Origin of the sequence: Shewanella cutis, from assembly GCF_022410515.1 — a bacterium.
GTDB lineage: Bacteria > Pseudomonadota > Gammaproteobacteria > Enterobacterales > Shewanellaceae > Shewanella > Shewanella cutis.
In genome coordinates this window covers 335246-358722 of sequence record NZ_JACSDI010000003.1, presented here as the reverse complement: position 1 = coordinate 358722, position 23477 = coordinate 335246, and the positions used below count along the sequence as shown (strand labels likewise).

The following is a 23477-nucleotide window of genomic DNA, read 5'->3' as shown; positions in this document are numbered from 1 at the left end:
TGGAGCAGCTGGCTCTCCACAGACCTAGGCTACCACAGGTCTGCGCTTTGTTAAGCCCCTTTTTTCATTTTTTTTAACGTGATAGCGCAATTTCTTGCGTTATGCCAAGTTTTTAACCACTTCAAAGCCTTGAACCGGTCTTTCAAGTGCCAGTTTTAACACTTCGTCGACCCAACGCACGGGACGAATTTCTAAATCAGCAATCACATTGGCAGGAATTTCTTCCAAATCACGCTCGTTTTCTTTTGGAATAAGCACCAATTTTATGCCGCCGCGGTGTGCCGCCAGCAGTTTTTCTTTTAAACCACCGATAGGTAATACTTCACCACGCAAGGTAATTTCCCCCGTCATAGCCACGTCGCTACGCACAGGGTTACCTGTGAGGCTTGAAACAAGCGCAGTACACATAGCCGCCCCCGCAGATGGGCCATCTTTGGGTGTCGCACCTTCTGGCACATGCACGTGGATATCACGCTTCTCATAAAAGTCGCCATTGATACCTAATTGCTCAGCACGGGCGCGAACAACTGTCATCGCTGCTTGAATCGACTCTTGCATCACATCGCCAAGGGAGCCTGTATAAGTTAACTTGCCTTTACCAGGCACAGACGTCGCTTCAATGGTCAGTAAATCACCACCCACTTCGGTCCAAGCAAGACCTGTCACTTGACCGATTTGGTTATTTGATTCTGCTTTACCATAGTCAAAACGCTGCACACCAAGGAAAGACTTGAGGTTTTCCGCTGTCACAGTCACTGACTTGACGGATTTGTCGAGCAGGATCATCTTCACAACCTTCCGGCAAATCTTCGACAATTCTCGCTCGAGTGAACGTACGCCCGCCTCGCGAGTGTAGTAGCGAATAATACCGACAATCGCACTGTCATCGACTTTAATTTCAGAGGCTTTTAAGCCGTTACGCTCGATTTGTTTCGTCAGGAGATGCTGCTTAGCGATATTCAGCTTCTCGTCTTCGGTATAACCCGACAGACGGATCACTTCCATACGGTCCAGTAGCGGGCCTGGAATGTTCATCGAGTTAGAGGTCGCCACGAACATCACATCGGATAAGTCGTAGTCGACTTCGAGGTAGTGGTCGTTAAAGGTCGCGTTTTGCTCAGGATCAAGCACCTCTAACAGTGCTGATGCTGGGTCACCACGCATGTCCGAACTCATTTTGTCGATTTCATCCAGCAAGAATAAGGGGTTTTTCACGCCCACTTTGGCCATTTTTTGGATGACTTTACCTGGCATAGAGCCAATGTAAGTACGGCGGTGACCACGGATTTCCGCTTCATCACGCACGCCACCTAAAGCAACACGCACATACTTACGACCAGTCGCCTTGGCAATTGATTGACCCAATGAGGTTTTACCCACACCTGGAGGTCCAACTAAACACAGAATTGGCCCCTTAAGTTGACGCACACGGCTTTGAACCGCGAGATATTCCAGAATGCGATCTTTAACTTTCTCTAAACCATAATGGTCAGTATCGAGCACTTCTTGGGCTTTAGCTAAATCGCGTTTGATTTTAGAGCGTTGGCTCCAAGGCACAGACGTCATCCAATCCACATAGCTACGAACCACGGTCGCTTCGGCAGACATCGGTGACATCATACGTAATTTGTTCAGCTCAGCGACGGCCTTTTCTTTGGCATCACTTGGCATGTTGGCTTCTTCAATCTTACGATTTAAGACTTCAAATTCATCATGGCCTTCATCTAAGTCACCCAATTCTTTTTGGATGGCTTTCATTTGCTCGTTGAGATAGTACTCACGTTGGCTTTTTTCCATCTGCTTTTTAACGCGGGTGCGGATGCGTTTCTCAACCTGTAGCAGGTCGATTTCCGACTCCATCATCGCCATTAGATATTCCAGACGCTCGCCAATATTAGTCATCTCAAGGACAGATTGTTTATCCTCAAGCTTGAGTGGCATATGGGCCGCCATAGTATCGGCAAGGCGCGCGGCTTCATCGATACCAGAAAGTGAGGTTAATACCTCCGGCGGGATCTTCTTATTCAGCTTGATATAGCCTTCAAATTGACCAATCGCACTGCGCACTAACACTTCTTCTTCTTTATCTTCTAAAGGCTCAGATTCGAGATACTCGGCCTTTGCCACAAAAAAATCAGCTTCCTGGGTATAACGGGTAATACGGGCTCGGCGACCACCCTCTACCAGTACTTTTACCGTCCCGTCCGGCAGTTTAAGCAGTTGCAGAATAGATGCCACAGTACCAACGTTAAAGATATCGTCTTTAGCTGGCTCGTCTAACTCAGCATCACGCTGAGCAACTAAAATAATTTGCTTATCCTGGGCCATTGCTGTTTCGAGACAACGAATCGATTTTTCTCGGCCAACGAACAACGGAATTACCATATGGGGATAGACCACCACATCTCTCAGTGGCAGCACGGGGAGTTCGATATGCGCTTCACGCTCTAAGGTCATAGTTCGATTCCGTTTAAATAAAAGGGATTTGTTAGGGAGTATATTGGGGCGGTTTATGCCCTTTCAATGGTCAATACGAAAAAAGGAGCCCATTGGACTCCTTGATTTTCAGTTTATTAGCGTTCTGTACAATTATTGTTCGCCAGAAGCAGCTTGAGCTTCGTTGTGCTCATAAATAAGAATGGGGGCTGACTCACCATTAACGACTGACTCATCAACAACCGCTTTTACAACGCCATCAATCGAAGGGATATCATACATTGTATCGAGTAAGATACCTTCTACGATTGAACGTAAGCCACGTGCACCGGTTTTGCGGGACATTGCCTTATGAGCAATGGCTTTAAGCGCATCTTCGCGAAACTCTAATTCAACACCTTCCATCTCAAACAGCGCGTTGTATTGTTTCGTTAAGGCATTTTTAGGTTCAGACAAAATTTGCACTAGGGCTTCTTCATCTAACTCTGTAAGCGTCGCTACAACCGGTAGACGGCCGATAAACTCAGGGATTAGACCATATTTGACTAAATCTTCCGGCTCCACCTGAGATAGGGTTTCAGAAATCGTAGCCTTATCTTTTTCGCCCTTCACTTGCGCACCGAAACCGATACCCGAACCAACGTGAGCACGCTGCTCAATCACCTTTTCAAGGCCTGCAAATGCACCACCACAGATAAATAGGATCTTAGAGGTATCAACCTGTAAGAACTCTTGCTGTGGATGTTTACGACCACCTTGTGGCGGAACCGCGGCAACCGTACCTTCGATGAGCTTCAACAGTGCTTGCTGCACGCCTTCACCCGATACGTCACGGGTGATAGACGGGTTGTCCGATTTACGGCTGATTTTGTCGATTTCGTCGATATAAACAATACCACGTTGCGCTTTTTCAACATCGTAATCGCACTTTTGCAAAAGTTTTTGAATGATGTTTTCAACGTCTTCGCCCACATAACCCGCTTCAGTCAGTGTGGTCGCATCAGCCATGGTGAAGGGCACGTTCAATGAGCGCGCAAGCGTTTCGGCCAGCAGCGTTTTACCACTACCCGTTGGGCCAATAAGCAAAATGTTACTTTTGCCTAATTCAACACCATCTTTTGGAGATGAATTTTTAAGGCGCTTATAGTGATTGTATACCGCAACAGAAAGCACTTTTTTAGCTCTGTCCTGACCAATCACATAATCGTCTAAATGCGCGCGCAACTCGTGTGGCGTGGGCAATTTATCATTATCACGTTTGGGAGAGATTTCTTTAATCTCTTCACGAATGATGTCGTTACATAGTTCTACGCATTCGTCGCATACATATACTGATGGGCCTGCAATCAGTTTTCTGACTTCATGCTGGCTCTTACCGCAAAAAGAGCAGTACAGCAATTTACCGCTGTCACCATTATTTTTGTTGTCGCCCATTAATTACCTCATTTGCAGTCTGCTCTACTGCTTATTTTAAATCTGTTCACTGTCAACTCAGCTTTACTTTACAGAGCATAGCCCAGTCGAAAGTAAAAATCAGCCGCGTTTAGTCATCACTGCGTCAACTAAACCATATTCTACAGCTTGAGTAGCACTCATGAAGTTATCACGATCGGTATCACGCTCAATTACTTCGAGGGGTTGTCCAGTGTGATCAGCTAACATCTGGTTCAGTTTATTCTTAATGCCCAAAATCTCTTGAGCATGAATCGCGATATCAGAAGCCTGACCTTGGAAACCACCCAAAGGTTGATGGATCATAACGCGCGAATTAGGTAAGCAGAAACGCTTGCCCTTTTCACCGCCCGCTAATAAAAATGCGCCCATGCTAGCCGCTTGGCCAATACACACAGTGCTCACATTAGGCTTAATAAACTGCATGGTGTCGTAAATTGCCATACCCGCGGTAACAGATCCACCAGGTGAGTTGATATATAAGAAAATATCTTTATCAGGGCTTTCTGACTCAAGGAATAGTAACTGCGCCACAATCAGATTCGCCATATGCTCTTCTACTTGGCCCACTAAAAAGATAATCCGCTCTTTTAACAAACGAGAATAAATATCAAATGAGCGTTCACCTTTAGCAGTCTGTTCGATCACCATAGGCACTAAAGCACTTTGTATATCTGACGCATTATGCATTATTCATTTCCCTAAATAAAAATGGCTCGCATGAGGAGCCTCATACGAGCCATTATAAATGGCGAACTGCTAATCAAGTCAAGCTTAGCTTATGCGCGACCTGTAGCCTTGTTCATAAATTCTTCAAAAGCGACTTCTTTTTCGGTCACTTTAGCCGTTTTTAGCAGTGCTTCAACAGCTTGCTCTTCAAGCGCAACGTTGCGCATGTTTTGCATCAGCTCTTTATTGCTGTTGTAATAAGCAATCACTTCGCTTGGATCTTCATAAGCAGAAGCCATAGAAGCGATTAAACCTTGTACACGCTCATCTTCAGCTTTCAGTTCGTTAGTCTTGATCACTTCACCTAGTAACAGACCGATTTTCACGCGACGAGCTGCTTGCTCAGTGAATAACTCAGCTGGCAGTTCAGGCATGTTAGCGCTTTGACCACCGAAACGTTGCATCGCTTGTTGACGCAATACGTTAACTTCACCATCAATCAGTGCTTTTGGCAGTTCGATGTCGTTGTTCGCTAATAAACCTGCAATCACTTGCTCTTTCACGTTAGCTTTTAACGCTTGCTCAAGTTCACGGTTCATGTTCTTACGAATTTCGGTTTTCAGTGCTTCTAAGCCACCTTCAGTGATACCGAATAATGCTGCAAACTCATCGTTTACTTCTGGTAAGTTAGCCGCTAACACTTCAGTTAAGGTGATAGCAAACTTAGCCGCTTTACCTTTTAAGTTTTCAGCGTGGTATTCCTCAGGGAAAGTCACGTCGATAACGAATTCTTCACCCGCTTTGTGACCTAAGATACCCGCTTCAAAACCTGGGATCATACGACCGCTGCCTAATTGCAGTTCGAAATCTTCAGCCTTACCGCCTTCGAATTCAACACCGTCAACAGAACCCACAAAGTTCATTTTCACTTTGTCGCCGTCAGCTGCTTCGCGCTCAACTGCTGCGAAAGTTGCATGTTGCTTACGTAAAGTTTCGATCATGCTGTCTACGTCAGCATCCGTCACTGACGCTTTTGGTTGTTCAACTTCGATTGCATCTAAACCTTTCAGCTCAACTTCTGGGTAGATTTCAAAAGTTGCAACGAATTCAAATTTTTCGCCGTCAGTCGCACCTGGTACAAAAGTCGGTGCACCGGCTGGGTTTAATTTCTCTGCGATAATCGCTTCGATAAAGTTACGTTGCATCACTTCACCAGTGATGTCTTGACGAATAGCAGCGCCATAACGTTTGTTGATTACAGTAACAGGCACTTTGCCAGGACGGAAACCTGGAATACGAGCACGCTTAGCTTCACGTTGTAAACTGTCTTTAACCAGTTTTTCAATTTGTTCAGCAGGAACAGAAATGGTCAGGCGACGCTCTAGGCCTTGGGTTGCTTCAACAGAAACTTGCATTGTTTTACCTCGAAATTTGTCTAACGTCCTTTGTAATAGTCGAATCTTCAACTATTCAGGTATTCGTTTCTTGATCATTAAATTTGACTACAATGCCCACCACTACTGGCTTTTGGCACAGGTCGCTGTTAGTTGATATCTATCAAGACGCGACATTATAGCCACCGTTTTGTATAGAGTCGAGCCTCAACGGCCGAATCTAGGGTATAAAAAAAGCGACCAGAGGTCGCTTTTTTTATTTTGTACTCAAAGTACTAAAAATGGGGTGACTGATGGGGCTCGAACCCACGACAACCGGAATCACAATCCGGGACTCTACCAACTGAGCTACAATCACCACTGAAACTGGTACGCCCGGCAGGATTCGAACCTGCGACCACCCGCTTAGAAGGCGGGTGCTCTATCCAACTGAGCTACGGGCGCATGGTCTACAGATTACTCTGCATCCTAACCGGCGTTGGATAGCGTTTGGCTATCCATGTTATTCACTGACTAAGCAAATAACAATAAAGTGGTCGGTGATAGAGGATTCGAACCTCTGACCCTCTGGTCCCAAACCAGATGCGCTACCGGACTGCGCTAATCACCGAAGGTCTTACTATATTTGGCATTAACTTAGAGGGTTTCCTCTGGTCGGCTCTCATCCAAAATCTGGATTCGCTACCGGACTGCGCTAATCACCGAGTATTAAGTTTTCAATGCAAATCAACACATCTGCTTGAGAACGGAGCGCATCTTATCCCCTCACTTTGCACCCGTCAACGATTTTTTTAACCGTTCACGCTAGATGCTGAATTATCAGTCGAATACGCTTTTATTTATCCATTTCACGACGGCATTTGCCATGACACACCCGCAACGCCCTGTTAAAATAGCCGCGATTGCCAATCTCTGTGTTAACAATTGTTTTCACCATCGCCCATATAAAGGATATCCTACACCCATGACAGCCCAAATAATCGACGGCAAGGCGATTGCTCAATCCATCCGCACACAACTTCGCGAACAAGTAACTGCCCGTAAAGAGGCTGGACAACGCGTACCAGGTTTAGCCGTCATTCTCGTTGGAGCCGACCCCGCCTCTCAGGTTTATGTTGGCAGTAAGCGTAAAGCCTGTGAAGAAGTGGGATTTATTTCTCGCTCCTATGATCTCGACACCAGCTGCAGTGAAGCTGAACTCTTAGCACTGATTAATCAACTCAACGATGATCCAAGCATCGATGGGATCTTAGTCCAGCTGCCGTTGCCTGCGCATATCGAAGACTCTAAAGTGATCGAGCGCATTCGCCCCGATAAAGATGTCGACGGTTTTCACCCTTATAACGTTGGCCGTTTAGCCCAGCGAATTCCTGTATTACGTTCATGTACCCCAATGGGGATCATGACCTTAATCAAATCAACGGGTGTTGATACCTATGGCTTAGATGCCGTTGTAGTAGGCGCATCGAACATCGTTGGCCGCCCGATGACACTGGAGCTACTACTTGCAGGATGCACCACAACCACATGCCATCGCTTTACGAAAAATTTAGAACAAAAGATCCGTCAGGCCGATTTAGTTGTAGTAGCAGTGGGTAAACCCGGCTTTATCCCAGGTGAGTGGATTAAACCCGGCGCAATCGTTATCGATGTAGGTATCAACCGCTTAGAAAACGGCACCTTAGTGGGTGACGTGCAATATGAAACTGCAGCGCAAAACGCCAGCTTTATTACGCCAGTGCCTGGCGGTGTCGGCCCAATGACCATTGCGAGTCTATTAGAAAACACCTTATATGCCGCTGAGCAATATCACGACTAGGTTCTAGGTTCTAGGTTCTAGGTTCCACAAGAATAAAAAACCTGCCATTGGCAGGTTTTTTATTATCGATGCGAATCTAACTTAGGCGATGGAATTATTTCTTACGCCAAGTGGTACCGCTTGGGCCATCTTCAAGAACCACACCAAGCTCATTTAAACGATTACGCGCCACATCAGCCGCTGGCCAATCTTTTTCGGCGCGAGCGCGGTTACGTTCAACGATCAAGGCTTCAATCTCCGCCACTTCATCGTCACTGCCCTCACCTTTAAAGAAGGCATCGGGAGATTGATGCAGTATGCCTAGCACATCAGCAAGTTGTTTCATTGACACGGCTAATGCGGAAGCCTCTGCCATATCAGTAAGTTTCAGACGGTTGATCTCACGCACCATATCAAACAGCACTGAATAGGCTTCAGGGGTGTTAAAGTCATCGTCCATTGCCGCTTTAAACTTAGCGACAAACTCTTCGGCAGGTGCCGGCGCTACAGTCAGGTCAACATCTTTAATCGCAGTGTATAAACGCTCTAACGCCGCACGCGCCTGCTTGAGGTTTTCTTCAGAGTAGTTGATTTGGCTACGATAATGACCCGATAGCAGGAAGTAACGCACGGTTTCAGCGTCGTAATGGCCTAATACATCACGAATGGTGAAGAAATTACCCAAGGACTTGGACATCTTTTCGCGGTCAACCATCACCATGCCGGTGTGCATCCAGTAATTCACATATGGCGTATCATGGGCGCAGCAAGACTGAGCAATTTCGTTCTCATGGTGTGGGAATTGTAAATCTGAACCGCCACCGTGAATATCAAAATGCAAACCTAAGTGCTTGCTGTTCATTGCCGAACATTCGATATGCCAGCCTGGACGACCCGGCCCCCATGGTGATTCCCATGTTGGTTCGCCCGGTTTGGACATTTTCCATAGCACGAAATCCATTGGATTTTGCTTGTTATCGTCAACCTCAACCCGTGCGCCCGCCTGTAATTGCTCCAGATTCTGGCCTGATAGGCGACCATACTCAGGGAAAGAAGCCACACTGAACAGCACATCGCCATCAGCAGCCACATAGGCATGCCCGCGAGCGAGTAAACGCTCAACCATATCGATGATTTCGGCAATGTGCAGAGTGGCACGTGGCTCGAAATCGGGACGGATCATATTCAGCGCATCAAAATCCTTGTGCATTTCACCAATCAAGCGATCGGTTAATGCATTGCACTCTTCTTGATTTTCGTTGGCGCGTTTGATGATTTTATCATCTATATCAGTGATATTACGTTGAAAATTCACTTCATAACCCGCGTAACGCAGGTAGCGAACGATCATATCGAAGGAAACAAAAGTACGCCCATGGCCAATATGACACAGATCGTATACGGTCACCCCGCATACATACATCCCAACTTTTCCGGGAGTAATTGGCTTAAATTCCTGTTTTTGGCGGGTAATACTGTTGTAAATCTTCAACATCGGCATTCTCTTCAATGGTAGATTCGAGTGTAAAATCAAGGGGTCAGTCTACCACGCTGACAAGGGTTTTGAATACTGCACTTTGCGTGCAATCCGAGATAAGTTAGAATCGCGCCACTATTTACAGAGAGTATGAAAACATGATCACATTACACACTAATTTTGGCGACATTAAACTGCAACTGAACGCCGAAAAAGCACCGCTGACCGTGGCAAACTTTATGAAATATGTTGACGAAGGTTTCTTCGACGGCACCATTTTCCACCGTGTAATTGACGGCTTTATGATCCAAGGTGGTGGCTTTACCGCTGAAATGAGCCAAAAACGTTGCCATGAGCCAGTGAAAAACGAAGCCAACAACGGTTTATCAAACCGTACTGGTACTATCGCGATGGCGCGTACTTCAGATCCTCACTCAGCAACGGCCCAGTTCTTCATCAACGTCAACGATAACACCTTCCTCGATTTCAAATCTGAAAGCATGCAAGGTTGGGGTTATTGCGTATTTGGTGAAGTGGTTGAAGGTATGGACATCGTTGAAAAAATCAAAGCTGTCAGCACTGGTAACCGTGGCATGCATCAAGATGTACCATTGGAAGCGGTTGTGATTGAAAAAGTAAGTGTGGCTTAATTCCCTAGGATGCGAACCTTATTTATTGGCGATCTGCACTTAAGTGCCGATCGCCTCGATATCACCCAAGCCTTTAATCGTTTCCTCGATACTGAACTTGATGATGCCGATGCCCTCTATATTCTGGGGGATCTATTCGAGGTATGGGTCGGCGATGATTTAGCCGCGCCCTTTGCCCTCGGATTAGCATGCAAGCTCAAGCAAGTCTCCCAAAAATTGCCCATCTACTTTATTCACGGTAATCGAGACTTTATGTTAGGCAAACAATTTGCTGATGCTGCAGGCATGCAAATGTTGCCCGAAGTCACTTGCTTAGATCTCTATGGTGTTAATACAGTTATCTTGCACGGCGATAGCCTATGCACCTTAGATAAAGCCTACCAACGCTTTCGCAAATTACGCAGTTTTGCCTTCGCCCGTTGGCTTTATAGCTGTTTGCCGAAGAAAAAACGTCAAGCGATTGCCAATAAGATCCGCAGCAATAGTCAGAGCAGCAATCAACAAAAAAGCTATGTCATCATGGATGTGGAGCCGTGTGCGGTAGATGCGTTATTTACCCAGACCCACTGTAAACAGATGATCCATGGTCATACCCACAGACCCGCCATCCACGACTTAACTAATGGCTGTAAACGAATTGTGGTCGGTGATTGGTACGAGCAAGGCAGTGTATTGATGGTCAGCGCCGACGGCATGGAGTTAAAAAGCCTGCCCTTTGAAACCACTTAAAGGCCATTAAAAACTCTATTAACGGCCTCAAGCCCAAACAAGGTAACGGCCGTTAATTCGCTCATGCATATCAGTATTAGATAACCTGAACTCGGGGTAACGAGAGTCGAAAAATCTAAATGTAACAAACTAACCCAATGCTATAAATGATTATTTTGAAACGAGAAATCTATTTTCTGATTGAATACACAGATTTTTGCGCATCTCAAGTCGCTCTGGCGTCTGCCATAGCGAGCTATGGTTAGACAGAGCAACGCACAGAGGCCCGAAAAGATGTCTATTCAGCGGCTCTGCTAATCCCTAGCTCAAGTTAGATAGCCAGCGGCTGGCCACTGTGGAAATGAAATTCGTCATCGGGCGCCATAATCAATTCGGCTTCTCTCTCGCCAAAATAAGCAACTCGCTCGCTGATATCCTCAGTCGATACTAACTGTGCCAGCTTAAGATAATCCTCAAAATGACGCGCCTCGGAGCGCAGCAAAGACACATAAAACTTACTTAATTCTGCATCTAAATAAGGCGCTAATTTGGCAAAGCGCTCACAGGAGCGTGCCTCAATATAAGCACCGACAATGAGCTTATCGCGCAGAATATCCTTCTCATGAGTTGTCACATGGCTCATCATGCCCTTGGCATAACGTCCTGCGCGAATATTGCGATAGGGAATTTGCCGTGCGTGCATTAACTCTAGCACTTGCTCAAAATGATGAAACTCTTCTTTTATCAAACGAATCAATGGCGGAATAAGATCCTGAGCAAAGACAAAATGTTGATTGGGTTGTAGATTTGCAACCAACTCATTCTTTTTGACATCGCGGGCCAAAAACTGCTCGATATCACGATCCTTATGATACACAAAATCCTCATAGGGTTTTGCCCAAACCAACAGCGACTGTCCGCTGTCCTTATCCAAGGCATATCGCCTTAATAGGAACATCGCAGTCTGCGCGGCTTTTAGCTCACAATTACAATGGTCAATCAAGAGTTCATCTAACGAGGAAGAGCTTCTTGCCATATCAATCCAAGTTTCTGGCGTCTCACAACGAAGAAACGCATGAACAGGTGCCAATAATTGCTGCATGGGATCACTCAAAAATCGCTAAAAATATTGTCATATTTTACGCGTAATTCCCAACAAGCTATAGCTCTACACAGCAGGAAACTTGACGAGTTGAACTTTTTGTTCAATAAATAATCTACACACTAAGAATTGAGATACTGCTCACAGCACATCTCAATTCAAAGAGTAGGCAATCGGGAGTTAAATGGGTTAGAGAGCATTGACCCTGATTGTAGAGCTGTTATCAGCTCGTCTGACGTTTGGCGAGCCATCATCAATGCTGAACAAGGATAATTATAATGATACTGAATCACTTAATGGGGTTATACACTCATCCAAAACAAGAGTGGCACGCAATTGAACAGAACCATGAGGCACTGAAAAGCAGCTTGAGCCATGTTCTTCTCATCGCACTCATCCCTGCTGTCTGCAGTTTTATCGCAACCGCTTACATTGGTTGGAATCCGGGAGCTGGAGATCCCATTTATCTCACGCCGCAAAGCGCAATGTTTATGTCCGTAGGTATGTATTTTGGTCTCATAGCTGGCGTCTTTGCCCTTGCCTATTTAGCCTTTTGGATGGCAAAAACCTTCGATGCTCATCCCACCTTTACCCAAGCATTGGAACTGGCATCTTACACTGCAACACCATTATTTATGGTCGGCCTAGCGGCGCTTTATCCTGTACTCTGGTTTATTATGGTTGTCGGACTCATCGGTTTAGCCTACTCGGTATACCTGCTCTACGCTGGCGTACCAATCATCATGAATATCCCCGAAGAGAAAGGCTTTATTTACGCAAGTTCAATGGTGACAGCAGGTTTAGTGCTTTTGGTTGGGTTAATGGCCACCAGCGTTATTCTCTGGAGTATTGGCTTTGGCCCTATGTATCAATAAGAAGTCACGATTAACATGCAAGAAGTTGCTTGAGCACTGAAAAGTGACAGATAAAGTCGTTAACAAGAAAACGTCTAAAGGAAAATAGAAAAGGCCCTTATAGGGCCTTCTCTATTAGCGATAGCAATTAACGAACTTGCTCGAACTATTCAAACGAGTCACGCAGTGCAACGGTTAAGTTAAACACTAAATGCTCGGCTGATGAGTCTTGATTATCAGCACAGAAATAACCTTCCCGCTCAAACTGATAGGCTTTTTCCGCTGGCGCGTTAGCAAGGCTTGCTTCGACTAAACCATTAACCACTTCAAGTGAGTTAGGGTTAAGTACTTCATCCACTGTCTCTGCTGCTGCAGGATTTGGATCAGTGAACAAACGTTGGTATAAGCGGAACTCTGCAGGTTTAGCCGTAGTCGCTTCAACCCAATGGATTACGCCCTTCACCTTGCGACCATCGGCAGGATTTTTACCTAAAGTATCCGCATCATAGCTACAGTAAACGGTGGTGATATTGCCTTCGCTGTCTTTATCACAACGCTCAGCCTTGATCACATACGCATTACGCAGACGGACCTCTTTGCCCATCACTAAACGCTTGTACTGCTTATTGGCTTCTTCTCTGAAATCGGCCACATCAATAAAGATTTCACGACCAAAAGCTAGGTCACGCGTGCCCATACTTTCATCGCTTGGGTGAGAGGCCGCTTGAATAGTCTCGATTTGACCTTCAGGGTAGTTTTCAATCACCACTTTTAATGGACGCAATACTGCCATCGCACGTGGTGCATGCTCATTAAGCTCTTCACGAATACAAGCATCAAGCATCGCGGCTTCAATCATGTTTTCTTGCTTGGTGATACCAATACGTTGGCAAAATTCACGAATAGATGCAGGGGTATAGCCACGACGACGTAGACCCGCAATCGTTGGCATACGTGGGTCATCCCATCCAGAAACTAACTTACGCGTCACTAAGTCATTTAATTTACGCTTAGACATCAGCGTGTATTCAAGATTTAAGCGAGAAAACTCGTACTGACGAGTACGATTTGGCGCTTGGAAATCATCTAAATTGTCGAGAACCCAGTCATACAAACGACGGTTGTCTTGGAACTCAAGCGTACATAACGAGTGAGTAATATGCTCCAGCGCATCGGAGATACAGTGGGTAAAGTCGTACATTGGATAAATGCACCACTTATCACCCGTTTGGTGATGGTGAGCAAAACGAATACGGTAAATCACCGGATCACGCATACACATGAAAGGCGATGCCATGTCAATTTTGGCACGCAGTGCGCACTCACCTTCTTTGAATTCACCCTTACGCATTTTTTCAAATAAGTGCAGGTTTTCTTCAACGGAAGTGTCACGGTACGGGCTGTTTTTACCCGGCTCTTTTAAGGTGCCACGGTATTCACGGGTTTCATCGGCATTGAGGAAACACACATAGGCTAAGCCTTTATTGATTAACTCAACGGCATATTGATGTAATTGGTTGAAATAGTTAGATGAATAACGCACCTCACCATCCCACTGGAATCCCAACCAACGCACATCCGCCTGAATAGAATTGACATAATCGATGTCTTCTTTTTCAGGGTTGGTATCATCAAATCGTAAGTTACAGAGACCTTGGTAATCGCGGGCGATGCCAAAGTTCAAACAGATGGACTTAGCATGACCTATATGTAAATAACCATTTGGCTCGGGTGGAAAACGCGTCTGCACATTGGTGTGCTTTCCGCTTCTCAGATCCTCATCAATGATATTACGAATAAAGTTACTCGGACGTACTTCAGTGTCCACATGACTCATGGAATTCCTCTTTGCGAACAATGGCAATTTTAACAAAACCCGCATGATCCTACAGATCTCGGCCAGTTACAATGCCCAGTATAAAAAACTATGGTTTATGGCATGGATAGTAAAACAATAAAAGCAGCCATGAAAGCTGCTTTTATCTTTGTCATTACTAAGCTGACATTTATTACTCAGCGGTTACTCGGTAATGATCCTAACGCCTGGAATGATCTGCTGGGTTCTACGGCCCTTACGTTTAAGCCATAGATAGAACACAACTAAGGCAACGAGGAAGAAACCAATCCACAGACTCGATTGCAATGGATGCGCGCCAAAGGTTGCCGCTTGGTAAGCAATGGTTGCACTACCATAGGCGAGTGCGAATGTCCAAGTTGCGGCAAAGGTCGCCCAGCGAGTACCAAACTCATTCACTAATGCGCCCATGGCTGCAACACAGGGTGTATAGAGTAAGATAAACAGTAGATAAGAAAATGCTGCCACCTTAGTAGTAAATCCTGACTGCAGGGCGCTAAACGTCGAAGTAGCTACACCCTGTGTTTCAGACGCCACCTCAGTATTAGAAACATCACCAACGGATAGCTTCAGCGGGTCTTCCAAATCTAAACCGAACAAGTTTGCAGGAATGGTCGCAAGTGCCTCATTAAAACTGTCTGCTAATGATGTTAATTCACTGCCCTCAGGAGTTGCATTAGTATATAAGCTATTGAGAGTCCCTACCACAGCTTCTTTAGCAAAAATACCCGTGATAATACCCACAGTCGCTGGCCAGTTATCTTGCTCAATACCCATTGGGGCAAAGATAGGTGTGACTTTTTGACTCGCCACACTTAAGAGTGACGCTTGGCTATCTTCATGACCAAAAGTGCCATCAACCCCAATCGCATTGATAAAGTTAAGCAGGGTTACCACAAGTACGATAGTTTTACCCGCACCAAGGATAAAACTCTTAGTCCTTTTACCAGTACGTACCATCACGGCTTTAAATTTTGGCAACTCATAGCTTGGCAGTTCCATTACCACAGCGCTACTAGTGCCGGGTAATAAAGTGCTACGCAGCAGCAACCCCGTACCAATGGCGGCAAAAATCCCAATCACATAGAGTAAAAACACGAGGTTTTGACCAGAATCAGGGAAGAAGGCCGCGGCAAATAGTGCATAGACAGGTAAACGCGCACCGCAGGACATAAAAGGCGCCATCATACCGGTAACGATACGCTCACGTTCACTGCCTAAGGTACGTGTCGCCATAATGGCTGGCACAGAGCAGCCAAAGCCAACGATCATGGGCACGAAGGCTTTACCCGGTAAACCAATACGGCGCATTAACCCATCTACCACAAACGCGGCGCGAGCCATGTAGCCTGAACTTTCAAGAATGGATAAACCGAGGAACAATGCTGCGATCACCGGAATAAAGGTAGAAACCGTTTGAATACCTTGACCGACACCACCCGCAAGGATAGTCACCACCCATGCAGGCGCACCGATATTAGTAAGCAGTGCACCAAAATGATCGACCAGTAATGCCCCAGCAAACACATCGAAGAAATCAATAAATGCACTGCCGATGTTGATGCTAAACATAAACATCAAATACATGACAAATAAGAACACTGGGATGCCAAGTACGGGGTGTAAAACTAATTTATCGAGTCTATCACTTAGGGTTAAAAAGCCGTCGGCCTTGACCGAACCTTTGAATACTCGCTCGACAAAGTTAAAACGCGTCGTGGCGACCAGTACTTCGATGTCATGCCCTTGCTGCGCAATTTGCTGGGTGCAAGTATTCACCTCATCCTGCAACTGCGCATTTTTACAACTGCCACAACCAGAACCATTACCTAACATCGCCAAGGCGCGGCCACGGCTTAGATTTGGATCTTTACTGCAAAGTAGCTGCACACCCGCTTCTATTTGCTGGTCATAATCGAGCATCAGAGGCGCTTCGGAAACGCGGCCTTGGAGTAAATCCAATACCTGCGCTTGTACTTTGGCCACATCGGCAGGGTCTCGAGAACAAACACCAATCACAGGGCAACCCAGTTCTTGGCTCATTTTCGTTAAATCAACACGAATACCACGCTTGATGGCAGCATCGATTTTATTTAATACCACTACCATAGGGATCGACAATTCACGCAGTTGTGCCGTCAAATAGAGGTGGCGTTCGATATTGGTTGCATCGACTAAGTTAATAATGCCGTCGACACGTTGTTCGGCGAGATATTGCTGAGCGATCTGCTCATCGAGGGAACAATCACAACTATTGCCAGCGGGCAGTAAATCGTAAATACCGGGTAAGTCGGTTAAGTAAACGTCAGCACCATTAAGAGTAAAATGGCCAGTTTTTTTCTCAACAGTCACACCGGACCAGTTGCCAACTTGTTGATTTGCGCCTGTTAGCGCGTTAAAGAGCGTCGATTTCCCTGCGTTTGGGTTACCGACGGTGACGCAATGAAACTGCTTAGTCATTCGCCTTTTCCACCTCAATAATGTCTGCCAAGTCTCTGCGCATACAAAGCTTACTACCCCGAATATCCAGCTCTAAACCTGAGCCCATTGGCGCACGGCGGATCAACGAAAACCGTGTATTTGGGGTAATGCCCATGGATAATAATTTGCGCTTCACTGTTTGCGGCAAATCTAATCGCCCGATTTCAGAAATAATGCCACGGTCACCGGGACTGAGTTCGCTTAACTTCATTACCTATTTCACCTTGTAACAGCTTCAGCTTGAAAAACTGCGCTCATTCTAACTGAGCTATGGAGCTAATAACTTTACCTAGATCAACCTTTATGACTGGTAACGATAATAGTTTTCAATTGTGTTGGGTATTATGTGACAAAAATCTCAATGAATAAACACCAATCGCAAATTTGATGATTCAACCCTACCACCTTGCAGGCCCCACATCCGAGTAGCGCGGATGACAAAATGCCCATCGCAATATTGCAGCCATACCTCAGTAAGCGCCACAAGGTTAATCAAATATTAATTGGATAATCAACTAATTGAATGTATTCAGCTAGAAAAGAAATGACACCAATCGTATTAAATATCTGTCCATTGCACGGGAATACAACGCGCTTTAGACAAAGCGAAGGCTTGTAGGCATACGGTGCTCTACCTAAGCCTTATACCAATCGTATTAAATATCTGTTCATTCAGCGGGAGTTAAACGCGCTTTAGACAAGGCGAAGGCTTGAAGGCATAGTGGCGCTCTGTCGAAAGCCTTAAACGCAGTATAAAGCCCGTTCAACCCCGCCCTTCGGGAGCCTCACAGGCATCTCACTCCCGTGTTACATTGACTTAAAAGGGAATAACCATTTCTTCGTCAATGCGCCTTGGATTGAGATGCCTGTGAGGCTCTGAACTGATTAGATATTTAATGTGATTGGTATTAAACGCAGCATAAAACCCGTTTCCATGGTGTGAACATCAGCAGCCCTTCGGCAGCCACACAGGCACCACACTCACGCATCACATTGTCTTAAAGGGGATAACCATTTCTGCATCAATGCACCTTGGCTTGAGATGCCTGTGAGGCTCTGAACTGATTAAATATTTAACCATACATCGAGTTCTGGTTAACTAAAGTGCGGTGAGATTTTGTTGGCAATAAAAAAGCCCGCAGTGCGGGCTTTTGACTATCAATAAACGCAGATTAGAGCTTGTAACTCATGCTCAGCATCAGCATTTGTGCGGTGTAGTCATGGCTATTAGTACCAAAACCTACAACGTTCCAAATGCCATCAACGGCGATATCGTTGGCAGCGTCATTGTCCTTATAGTTCTCAATTTTGTAATCGAAGCGCAGCGCGAGTTTCTCGGTGGCTTGATATTGAGCGTATAAGTTAATGTTGTGCACTTTGGCAAAATAATCACCATAGTCGCCAGTGATACCTTGTCTGACTTGAGTGTTGCTGTCGGAGTTGGAATAGGTGTAATCCAGTCCTAGGCGTAACTTGTTCTCCAGCAGATTGTTGTAGCTAATACCTGCACCGACCACATCTACCTGATCTTCAATAAAGCCTGTCCAAGTTGGGGTGCTGTAATTGCTGCTACCCGCCTGTTCAGACTCAATGGTTTGGTAGTTGTAGAATGCTGTCGCCAGTAAGTCAGCGGTGATCATATAGCTGATATTGGCATCATAACTGGTGTCTTTTGACTCAGTTAAGCCAATCACAGTATCGGTATAATCATCTAACGCGTAACGGGCGCCAACATCGATAGTCAGGCTTTCAAGCGGCGAATGGGTGATCCGCGCTTCGACTTGGATTCTGTCACGGTCAGCCAGATTGTACTTACGTAATAGGCTGTTGGTTTCAGAAGAGGTCCATTCAGACGCTTGGTATTGTGAGCCGTCACGGTTACCGTAACTGCCTTTTACCCACATGTCCCAGGTATCGAAGCTGTTGACACGTAAACGGGCCCAAACGGTATTTTCATCCGTGGTTTCACGGTCTTGATAATCACGTTGGTCACGTTTGAAGTCATAACCACCATCGAGTTTAATATCGCGAGTAATGCGATAATCTGCGGCAACTTTAAAGCGTTGCGTACGATTATCGTAAGGGGTGTTATAAGCCACCTTACCGTTGACATTATTGATGCTGATCTGAGTCCATTCTTCCACTTGGGTATTATTGTCACGATCGTAATAATCGTAACTACCTGTTAAGCGAAGGTCTTTACTCACTTTGCTAACGACTTTCAGGTTCATACCCAGTAGATCGACTTTGGCATCGACAGCATCGGTATTGAGCTGATTCGCATAACGGTAGTTATCCGTCACTAACGCCTGATCTTGGCTCATTTGTCCGGTTAGAATACGGCCTGACAGTGCATTGCTGCCATCGTTGTACTGTCCCATCAACGACACTGTGTGTGCCTGGTTATCCGGATCGAGCGCCATCGTACCTTGGGTTTGGGCACCAAAGGTGGGGTTGAAAGCATTTTCAAAGTCCAATTGATTGTATTCGTTTTTGAATATTGACCCATTGTAACTGAGTGCTGTAAACCAACGATCACCCTTGAGTTTCACGCCTGCTTCGATGGTATCAGTGGTGTAATCCACTGGCTCTGCTAACATCATCGATTGGTTGAAGAAGCTACCAGAGGCTTGTTTTAAGCCGGTTTTTTCTTCACGCAGGTAGTTAACATAGGTGCTCCACAGGGACTGACCTTGATATTCAAATCCCAATCCTGTGCGTTCACGTTTAAGTGATAATTCGAGGGCATTGAGGCTGTCCATCAAGAGTGGCATTTGGCTACTTGAACCAGCCGTTATCCAGTTATCCGGTAACGTGAGGTTATTGCCACCCATACCCGCGTAGGGCGATAGGGCGCTATTGCTGTCGTAGGTAGCAATTTGGCGATAGTTTACATTGACGTTGTACTGGCCTTGTTTGCCCGCATTGACATCTAAACGACCGCCATCCATACCGAGTTGATAAGCTTCAACATTGGCACGGTAACCTTTTTCACCTTTAAAGCGTAAATCGGCATCAAATTTGCCAGCCACTTCATTGGATGTACCAAAGGCATTGGCTGAGCGAATATCGTCTTCGCTGTTAAAACCGACACCCACACCTACAGTGCCTGATGTACCCGTTTCAACAACGCAGCCTTTACAGCTCCATGCGGATAATTTCACTTTTTCAGTATTGGCATTCGCTAGACCATAACCATCAGCGGCGACGGCAAAACCTGTGTTGGCTAATAACGCTAGAGTGATCAAATTGAGTTTAAATTTCATTTTCTCGTCTCCTTAGCGCTGTAATAGCTTGCCAGATGGATGGTTAGAACCATGAACCTGACTATGGCAATTTAAGCAGCTTCTTCCACCAGTAAAGGCATTGTCACCGACATTGGCACCTAAGCCAGTGTTACCTAAGTAGGCGTTGCTGGCGTGGCCATCGCTGGCGTGACATTGCTGACACAGCTGCGGTGCGCGGGTTTTCAGCATAGCGTCATTCACACTACCGTGAGGATTGTGGCAAGTAACACAATTCTCAGTGACGGGTGCATGCTCCCAAAGTTTTGGGCCGCGTTTTTCGGCGTGGCAGGAATAACAGGTATCATTCACGCTAGGCTTGTTAAGATCGGCATCTGTCATGCTCCCATGGGGATTATGGCAGTCGCTACAGGTCATTTGTGCCCATTTAAGTGGGTGACTTGAGCGTTTATTCATATCCGCTTTTTGCTTAGTATGGCAGCTAGTACACACTTCCATCTCAGTGTTTTTAGATAACACAGGATCTTTTGCGACGTGTACTTGGTGACAAGAAGCACAAGCAACATCGGCATTGTCATGGTGACCGCCATTCCAAGACATACGCTTATCGTCTTGGTGACAGCTCATACATACGCTGTTTTGCTTGTCGGCACTTAAGGTTGATTGCTTACCAAAAGTGATCATCGGCTCGTTGCCGCCTTTGTTGTGCTGACCCAGTGGGCCGTGGCACGCCTCACATTGCAGGCCAGCCATGGGGCTTTTTGATGAATCAATCGCGCCGTGGACACCTTTGAACAGGTCCATCACTTTTTCAGATTTCTTATGGCACATCAAGCAAGAATCGGCGCCTTTAGGGGAGTAGTTGCCTTCGGCAAACTTCTTATCTAAGGTGGCTTCGACTTGCTCTGGTGTCATTTTTGCGTCCCACTTCGACGCATAAGCATTTGGTGTGATGCATAAAGACATGACTGCAGACATTGCCATTGTGATGACAAGTGCCGGCAGTAGATTTTTCATTTTGTGGCTGTTCTTCATAATAGGCTTCCCAATTTGTCCCAACAAAACTCAAGAAAGGGGGAGCGAACTCCCCCTGCTTGGGCAAATTACATTTTCACTTGAGTGTGATCTGTTGGTGTGGGTTTATGACAGTAGAAACAGGTTTCTGACTGTGCCGCTTGGTTAGCTTGAGTATAATCACCATCAATAACAGCACCGTAAGATTCGAGTTGTTCCTTGGTATGGATCATGTACTGGCTACCGACGGTATGGCAGGTTGTACAGGTAGCTGCGATAGGAGTGGAGTAGCCTGGTTTTGTCACATCATCACTGGCCGTTGCGGCTGTATTCAATGCACCTTTCTTCTTGAAAGAGTCAAGATTGAAGTCATTGTGACAAGATGCACAGTTACCACCAATTAAGCCATAAGCCTTGTCAGCGTGAGTTTTGTGTACTTTTAACTCTAACGCACCGCGGTTGGCTGGACTATAAGTGCCGTCTGGTGTATGGCATGCCACACAAGCATCAACGCCGACGATTGGCTTACCGCTTGCATCTTTGGCATGTGAAACTTGTTCAGACATTACAAAGCCTGCATGGTGACCTTTATGGATTTCAAAGGTGTCGCCGTGACAGTTTTGGCATGTCGCAAACTCAACCGAGTTAACATGGCGCATGCTTGGTGCATTACCAGACTTAGTGCCAAAGGCTAACTCGGCTTTCATACTGGTGGTTGTGCTATTAGCGGTACAAGCTGTTAGATCTGTGCCGGTATTGCACATTTCTAGACCGATGAAGCTAAAGGCGGTGTCAGTATCGCCCGAGCCAAATGGCAGCGCAGGTGTAGTGAACACCAGTTTACCGTCAACGATGGTCACATCTGCTTGCAATGCGCCATCTTTGACCAAGTCTTTAGTCACTTTCTTATATTGTGTTACTGGGCTTGGGTTATAGCCCATGATGGGGAAGTTAGGACCAACGTTAGTGATAGTTTCTAAACGTTTGATCTTATTTTGTATGCTCGCCGCATCAATGGCATTGCCGTCTTTATCTAAGATAGACACGGTTAATACCGCAGTATTATCAGCTTGAGCAGCTAACGTTGCAGACATACCTAATTGAGCGATAACGGCTTTTTTGTCAGCGGTTTTAGCTGTATGTAACTCGGCTGTCCAAGTGCTGTTATGGCAAGCGATACAGTTAGAGTTATCGAGTTGTTGAGAGTGGCCTTTACCCGCAGCAAAATCGATGTCTACGTGACAGCTAGAACAGACTTCCATTGTTGGAACTCGTGACCAGTTTTTTGCCTCGGTAAGCATGTCGGATTCAATGTGACACACTTGGCAATTATCTTGGACAATTTTTTGCGCAACTTCAGGGACTTTATTGTTTTTGCCCCAAGCTTTGTTGGCATTATGCACATTGTGAATTAAGTGACTAAAGGCGACATGGGGTTTACCGCGACCATCAGCAAACTCTTGTGTGTGGCAAGATATACAGGTTTCGACTTCAGTTGCTTGGTGATAAATCTTTTCGCCTTCTACGTGGCAAGAAGCACATACTTCGTGGCTAACGATATTTTTGGTGTATTGCGGAGCATTGCCTTGGCCGTCGAAATCTTCAACCATTTCGGCAACGGGGACGGTCGTTCCGTCTGCTAACGTACCCGCAGCAGAAACAACGTTAAACCGTTGTGTTAATTGGGCATTAAAAACTTTATTGCTATCGAAGGCGTCGAACTTGAAGGTATAGCTACCGTTTTTATTATCGACATAGCTCTTTGAAGAGCCTAATCCTTGCCAGTTAGCACTATTACCAGGGCCTGTCGCCCCTTCCGGTATTAATTGCAGTGCTTTTTTGATTTCTAAATTTGCGAGACCCACAATTGGCAGATCGGCTTCGTTGGTAGCGAAAACAGTGACCACAGGCGAACCGTTTTCATAGCTCACTTTCGTGATATCGAGGTTTACCTTATGGATAGTACCAGCGGGTTCTCCACCTGGCTCACCAGGGTTACCATCGGTACCATCGCTACCACCACAACCGGTTAAGGCCATGGAGATGGCACTTGCTGCGAGCAGCAGTGCGATTTTTGATTTTTTTGCGTTCATCATTTTTTTCCCTGCATAGGTTTGGCATTACCTAAGTGCTTATCTCCTGCGCCCGACAGATTCTTTGTCTGTGCTTTGGTCTGGGAGGCAACCTAAGTGGATGCTGGAAATAGAATTCCCCAAGGAAAGGCTAACCTAACATGCCGTTAAAATCTTCTAGGCCTTTGCTAATGTGTGACTTGGATCTTTCTATTTCTAAAGAGGTAGTTAAACCACAGGTGAAAAACAAATCAAGAACAAAAAAACAAC

General features: G+C 45.8%; 16 protein-coding genes and 3 tRNA genes. 4 read left to right on the top strand and 15 right to left on the bottom strand.

Annotated elements, in window-relative coordinates; translation table 11 throughout:
- Nucleotides 1-99: 99 nt before the first annotated feature.
- From lon to H9J30_RS08210, 7 genes are all read right to left on the bottom strand, one after another.
- Nucleotides 100-2457 carry an endopeptidase La gene (gene lon / locus H9J30_RS08240; protein WP_240130572.1) on the bottom strand — a complete coding sequence of 786 codons (2358 nt, stop codon included), beginning with the start codon at nt 2455-2457 and terminating at the stop codon, nt 100-102.
- Between the two features lie 132 nt (nt 2458-2589).
- Nucleotides 2590-3870, bottom strand: coding sequence for an ATP-dependent protease ATP-binding subunit ClpX (gene clpX / locus H9J30_RS08235; RefSeq protein ID WP_240130571.1), 1281 nt, complete (start codon nt 3868-3870; stop codon nt 2590-2592).
- 99 nt (nt 3871-3969) lie between these two features.
- Nucleotides 3970-4578, bottom strand: a complete 609-nt coding sequence (gene clpP, locus H9J30_RS08230) for an ATP-dependent Clp endopeptidase proteolytic subunit ClpP (RefSeq protein WP_011071916.1) — start codon at nt 4576-4578, stop codon at nt 3970-3972.
- A gap of 89 nt (nt 4579-4667) precedes the next feature.
- Entirely contained in the window at nt 4668-5972 is a 1305-nt protein-coding gene (gene tig, locus H9J30_RS08225) for a trigger factor (RefSeq protein ID WP_240130570.1), read from the bottom strand.
- Between the two features lie 261 nt (nt 5973-6233).
- Nucleotides 6234-6309 (bottom strand) — tRNA-His (locus H9J30_RS08220).
- Between the two features lie 9 nt (nt 6310-6318).
- A tRNA-Arg gene (locus H9J30_RS08215) sits at nt 6319-6395 on the bottom strand.
- 89 nt (nt 6396-6484) lie between these two features.
- Nucleotides 6485-6561 (bottom strand) — tRNA-Pro (locus tag H9J30_RS08210).
- Nucleotides 6562-6915: 354 nt separating this feature from the next.
- On the opposite strand from H9J30_RS08210, the gene folD reads away from it, so the two are divergent.
- Nucleotides 6916-7770, top strand: a complete 855-nt coding sequence (folD, locus tag H9J30_RS08205; protein WP_240130569.1) for a bifunctional methylenetetrahydrofolate dehydrogenase/methenyltetrahydrofolate cyclohydrolase FolD — start codon at nt 6916-6918, stop codon at nt 7768-7770.
- Nucleotides 7771-7864: 94 nt separating this feature from the next.
- On the opposite strand, the gene cysS is transcribed toward folD, so the two are convergent.
- Nucleotides 7865-9244 (bottom strand): cysteine--tRNA ligase, encoded by a 1380-nt coding sequence (gene cysS / locus H9J30_RS08200; RefSeq protein ID WP_240130568.1) that lies wholly within the window; start codon nt 9242-9244, stop codon nt 7865-7867.
- A gap of 140 nt (nt 9245-9384) precedes the next feature.
- Between cysS and H9J30_RS08195 the strand changes: the two genes are divergently transcribed.
- Both H9J30_RS08195 and H9J30_RS08190 read left to right on the top strand, forming a co-directional pair.
- Nucleotides 9385-9876, top strand: a complete 492-nt coding sequence (locus tag H9J30_RS08195; RefSeq protein WP_208659283.1) for a peptidylprolyl isomerase — start codon at nt 9385-9387, stop codon at nt 9874-9876.
- A 9-nt stretch (nt 9877-9885) separates the two neighbouring features.
- Nucleotides 9886-10605, top strand: coding sequence for a UDP-2,3-diacylglucosamine diphosphatase (locus H9J30_RS08190; RefSeq protein WP_240130567.1), 720 nt, complete (start codon nt 9886-9888; stop codon nt 10603-10605).
- A 310-nt stretch (nt 10606-10915) separates the two neighbouring features.
- Here the strand turns inward: H9J30_RS08190 and miaE are convergent, their stop codons facing one another.
- On the bottom strand, nt 10916-11686 hold the full coding sequence (gene miaE / locus H9J30_RS08185) for a tRNA isopentenyl-2-thiomethyl-A-37 hydroxylase MiaE (protein ID WP_240130566.1): 771 nt from the start codon (nt 11684-11686) through the stop codon (nt 10916-10918).
- A 278-nt stretch (nt 11687-11964) separates the two neighbouring features.
- Here miaE and H9J30_RS08180 point away from each other — a divergent pair, with 278 nt between their 5' ends.
- Nucleotides 11965-12561, top strand: a complete 597-nt coding sequence (locus H9J30_RS08180; protein WP_240130565.1) for a Yip1 family protein — start codon at nt 11965-11967, stop codon at nt 12559-12561.
- A 145-nt stretch (nt 12562-12706) separates the two neighbouring features.
- Here H9J30_RS08180 and glnS read toward each other — a convergent pair whose 3' ends face one another.
- The 6 genes from glnS to H9J30_RS08150 form a co-directional block, all read right to left on the bottom strand.
- Nucleotides 12707-14377 carry a glutamine--tRNA ligase gene (gene glnS / locus H9J30_RS08175; protein ID WP_240130564.1) on the bottom strand — a complete coding sequence of 557 codons (1671 nt, stop codon included), beginning with the start codon at nt 14375-14377 and terminating at the stop codon, nt 12707-12709.
- A gap of 183 nt (nt 14378-14560) precedes the next feature.
- On the bottom strand, nt 14561-16855 hold the full coding sequence (gene feoB / locus H9J30_RS08170; protein ID WP_240130563.1) for a Fe(2+) transporter permease subunit FeoB: 2295 nt from the start codon (nt 16853-16855) through the stop codon (nt 14561-14563).
- Nucleotides 16848-17087, bottom strand: a complete 240-nt coding sequence (locus H9J30_RS08165; protein ID WP_011623257.1) for a FeoA family protein — start codon at nt 17085-17087, stop codon at nt 16848-16850. Before H9J30_RS08165 ends, feoB begins: the two co-directional genes overlap by 8 nt.
- A 961-nt stretch (nt 17088-18048) precedes the next feature.
- A complete protein-coding gene (locus H9J30_RS08160; protein ID WP_240130562.1) occupies nt 18049-20142 on the bottom strand; it encodes an MtrB/PioB family decaheme-associated outer membrane protein in 2094 nt (697 codons plus the stop codon).
- A gap of 12 nt (nt 20143-20154) precedes the next feature.
- Nucleotides 20155-21156: a decaheme c-type cytochrome MtrA gene (mtrA, locus tag H9J30_RS08155; RefSeq protein ID WP_240130561.1), complete on the bottom strand. Its 1002-nt coding sequence runs from the start codon at nt 21154-21156 to the stop codon at nt 20155-20157.
- Between the two features lie 68 nt (nt 21157-21224).
- Complete coding sequence (locus H9J30_RS08150; protein WP_240130560.1) at nt 21225-23231, bottom strand: OmcA/MtrC family decaheme c-type cytochrome; 2007 nt, start codon at nt 23229-23231, stop codon at nt 21225-21227.
- Nucleotides 23232-23477: the final 246 nt, after the last annotated feature.

Excerpts from the sequence above, each read along its gene's own strand:
- lon (WP_240130572.1), bottom strand. The coding sequence starts at position 2,457 with ATGACCTTAGAGCGTGAAGCGCATATCGAACTCCCCGTGCTGCCACTG.
- clpX (WP_240130571.1), bottom strand. The coding sequence starts at position 3,870 with ATGGGCGACAACAAAAATAATGGTGACAGCGGTAAATTGCTGTACTGC.
- clpP (WP_011071916.1), bottom strand. The coding sequence starts at position 4,578 with ATGCATAATGCGTCAGATATACAAAGTGCTTTAGTGCCTATGGTGATC.
- tig (WP_240130570.1), bottom strand. The coding sequence starts at position 5,972 with ATGCAAGTTTCTGTTGAAGCAACCCAAGGCCTAGAGCGTCGCCTGACC.
- folD (WP_240130569.1), top strand. The coding sequence starts at position 6,916 with ATGACAGCCCAAATAATCGACGGCAAGGCGATTGCTCAATCCATCCGC.
- cysS (WP_240130568.1), bottom strand. The coding sequence starts at position 9,244 with ATGTTGAAGATTTACAACAGTATTACCCGCCAAAAACAGGAATTTAAG.
- H9J30_RS08195 (WP_208659283.1), top strand. The coding sequence starts at position 9,385 with ATGATCACATTACACACTAATTTTGGCGACATTAAACTGCAACTGAAC.
- H9J30_RS08190 (WP_240130567.1), top strand. The coding sequence starts at position 9,886 with ATGCGAACCTTATTTATTGGCGATCTGCACTTAAGTGCCGATCGCCTC.
- miaE (WP_240130566.1), bottom strand. The coding sequence starts at position 11,686 with ATGCAGCAATTATTGGCACCTGTTCATGCGTTTCTTCGTTGTGAGACG.
- H9J30_RS08180 (WP_240130565.1), top strand. The coding sequence starts at position 11,965 with ATGATACTGAATCACTTAATGGGGTTATACACTCATCCAAAACAAGAG.
- glnS (WP_240130564.1), bottom strand. The coding sequence starts at position 14,377 with ATGAGTCATGTGGACACTGAAGTACGTCCGAGTAACTTTATTCGTAAT.
- feoB (WP_240130563.1), bottom strand. The coding sequence starts at position 16,855 with ATGACTAAGCAGTTTCATTGCGTCACCGTCGGTAACCCAAACGCAGGG.
- H9J30_RS08165 (WP_011623257.1), bottom strand. The coding sequence starts at position 17,087 with ATGAAGTTAAGCGAACTCAGTCCCGGTGACCGTGGCATTATTTCTGAA.
- H9J30_RS08160 (WP_240130562.1), bottom strand. The coding sequence starts at position 20,142 with ATGAAATTTAAACTCAATTTGATCACTCTAGCGTTATTAGCCAACACA.
- mtrA (WP_240130561.1), bottom strand. The coding sequence starts at position 21,156 with ATGAAGAACAGCCACAAAATGAAAAATCTACTGCCGGCACTTGTCATC.
- H9J30_RS08150 (WP_240130560.1), bottom strand. The coding sequence starts at position 23,231 with ATGATGAACGCAAAAAAATCAAAAATCGCACTGCTGCTCGCAGCAAGT.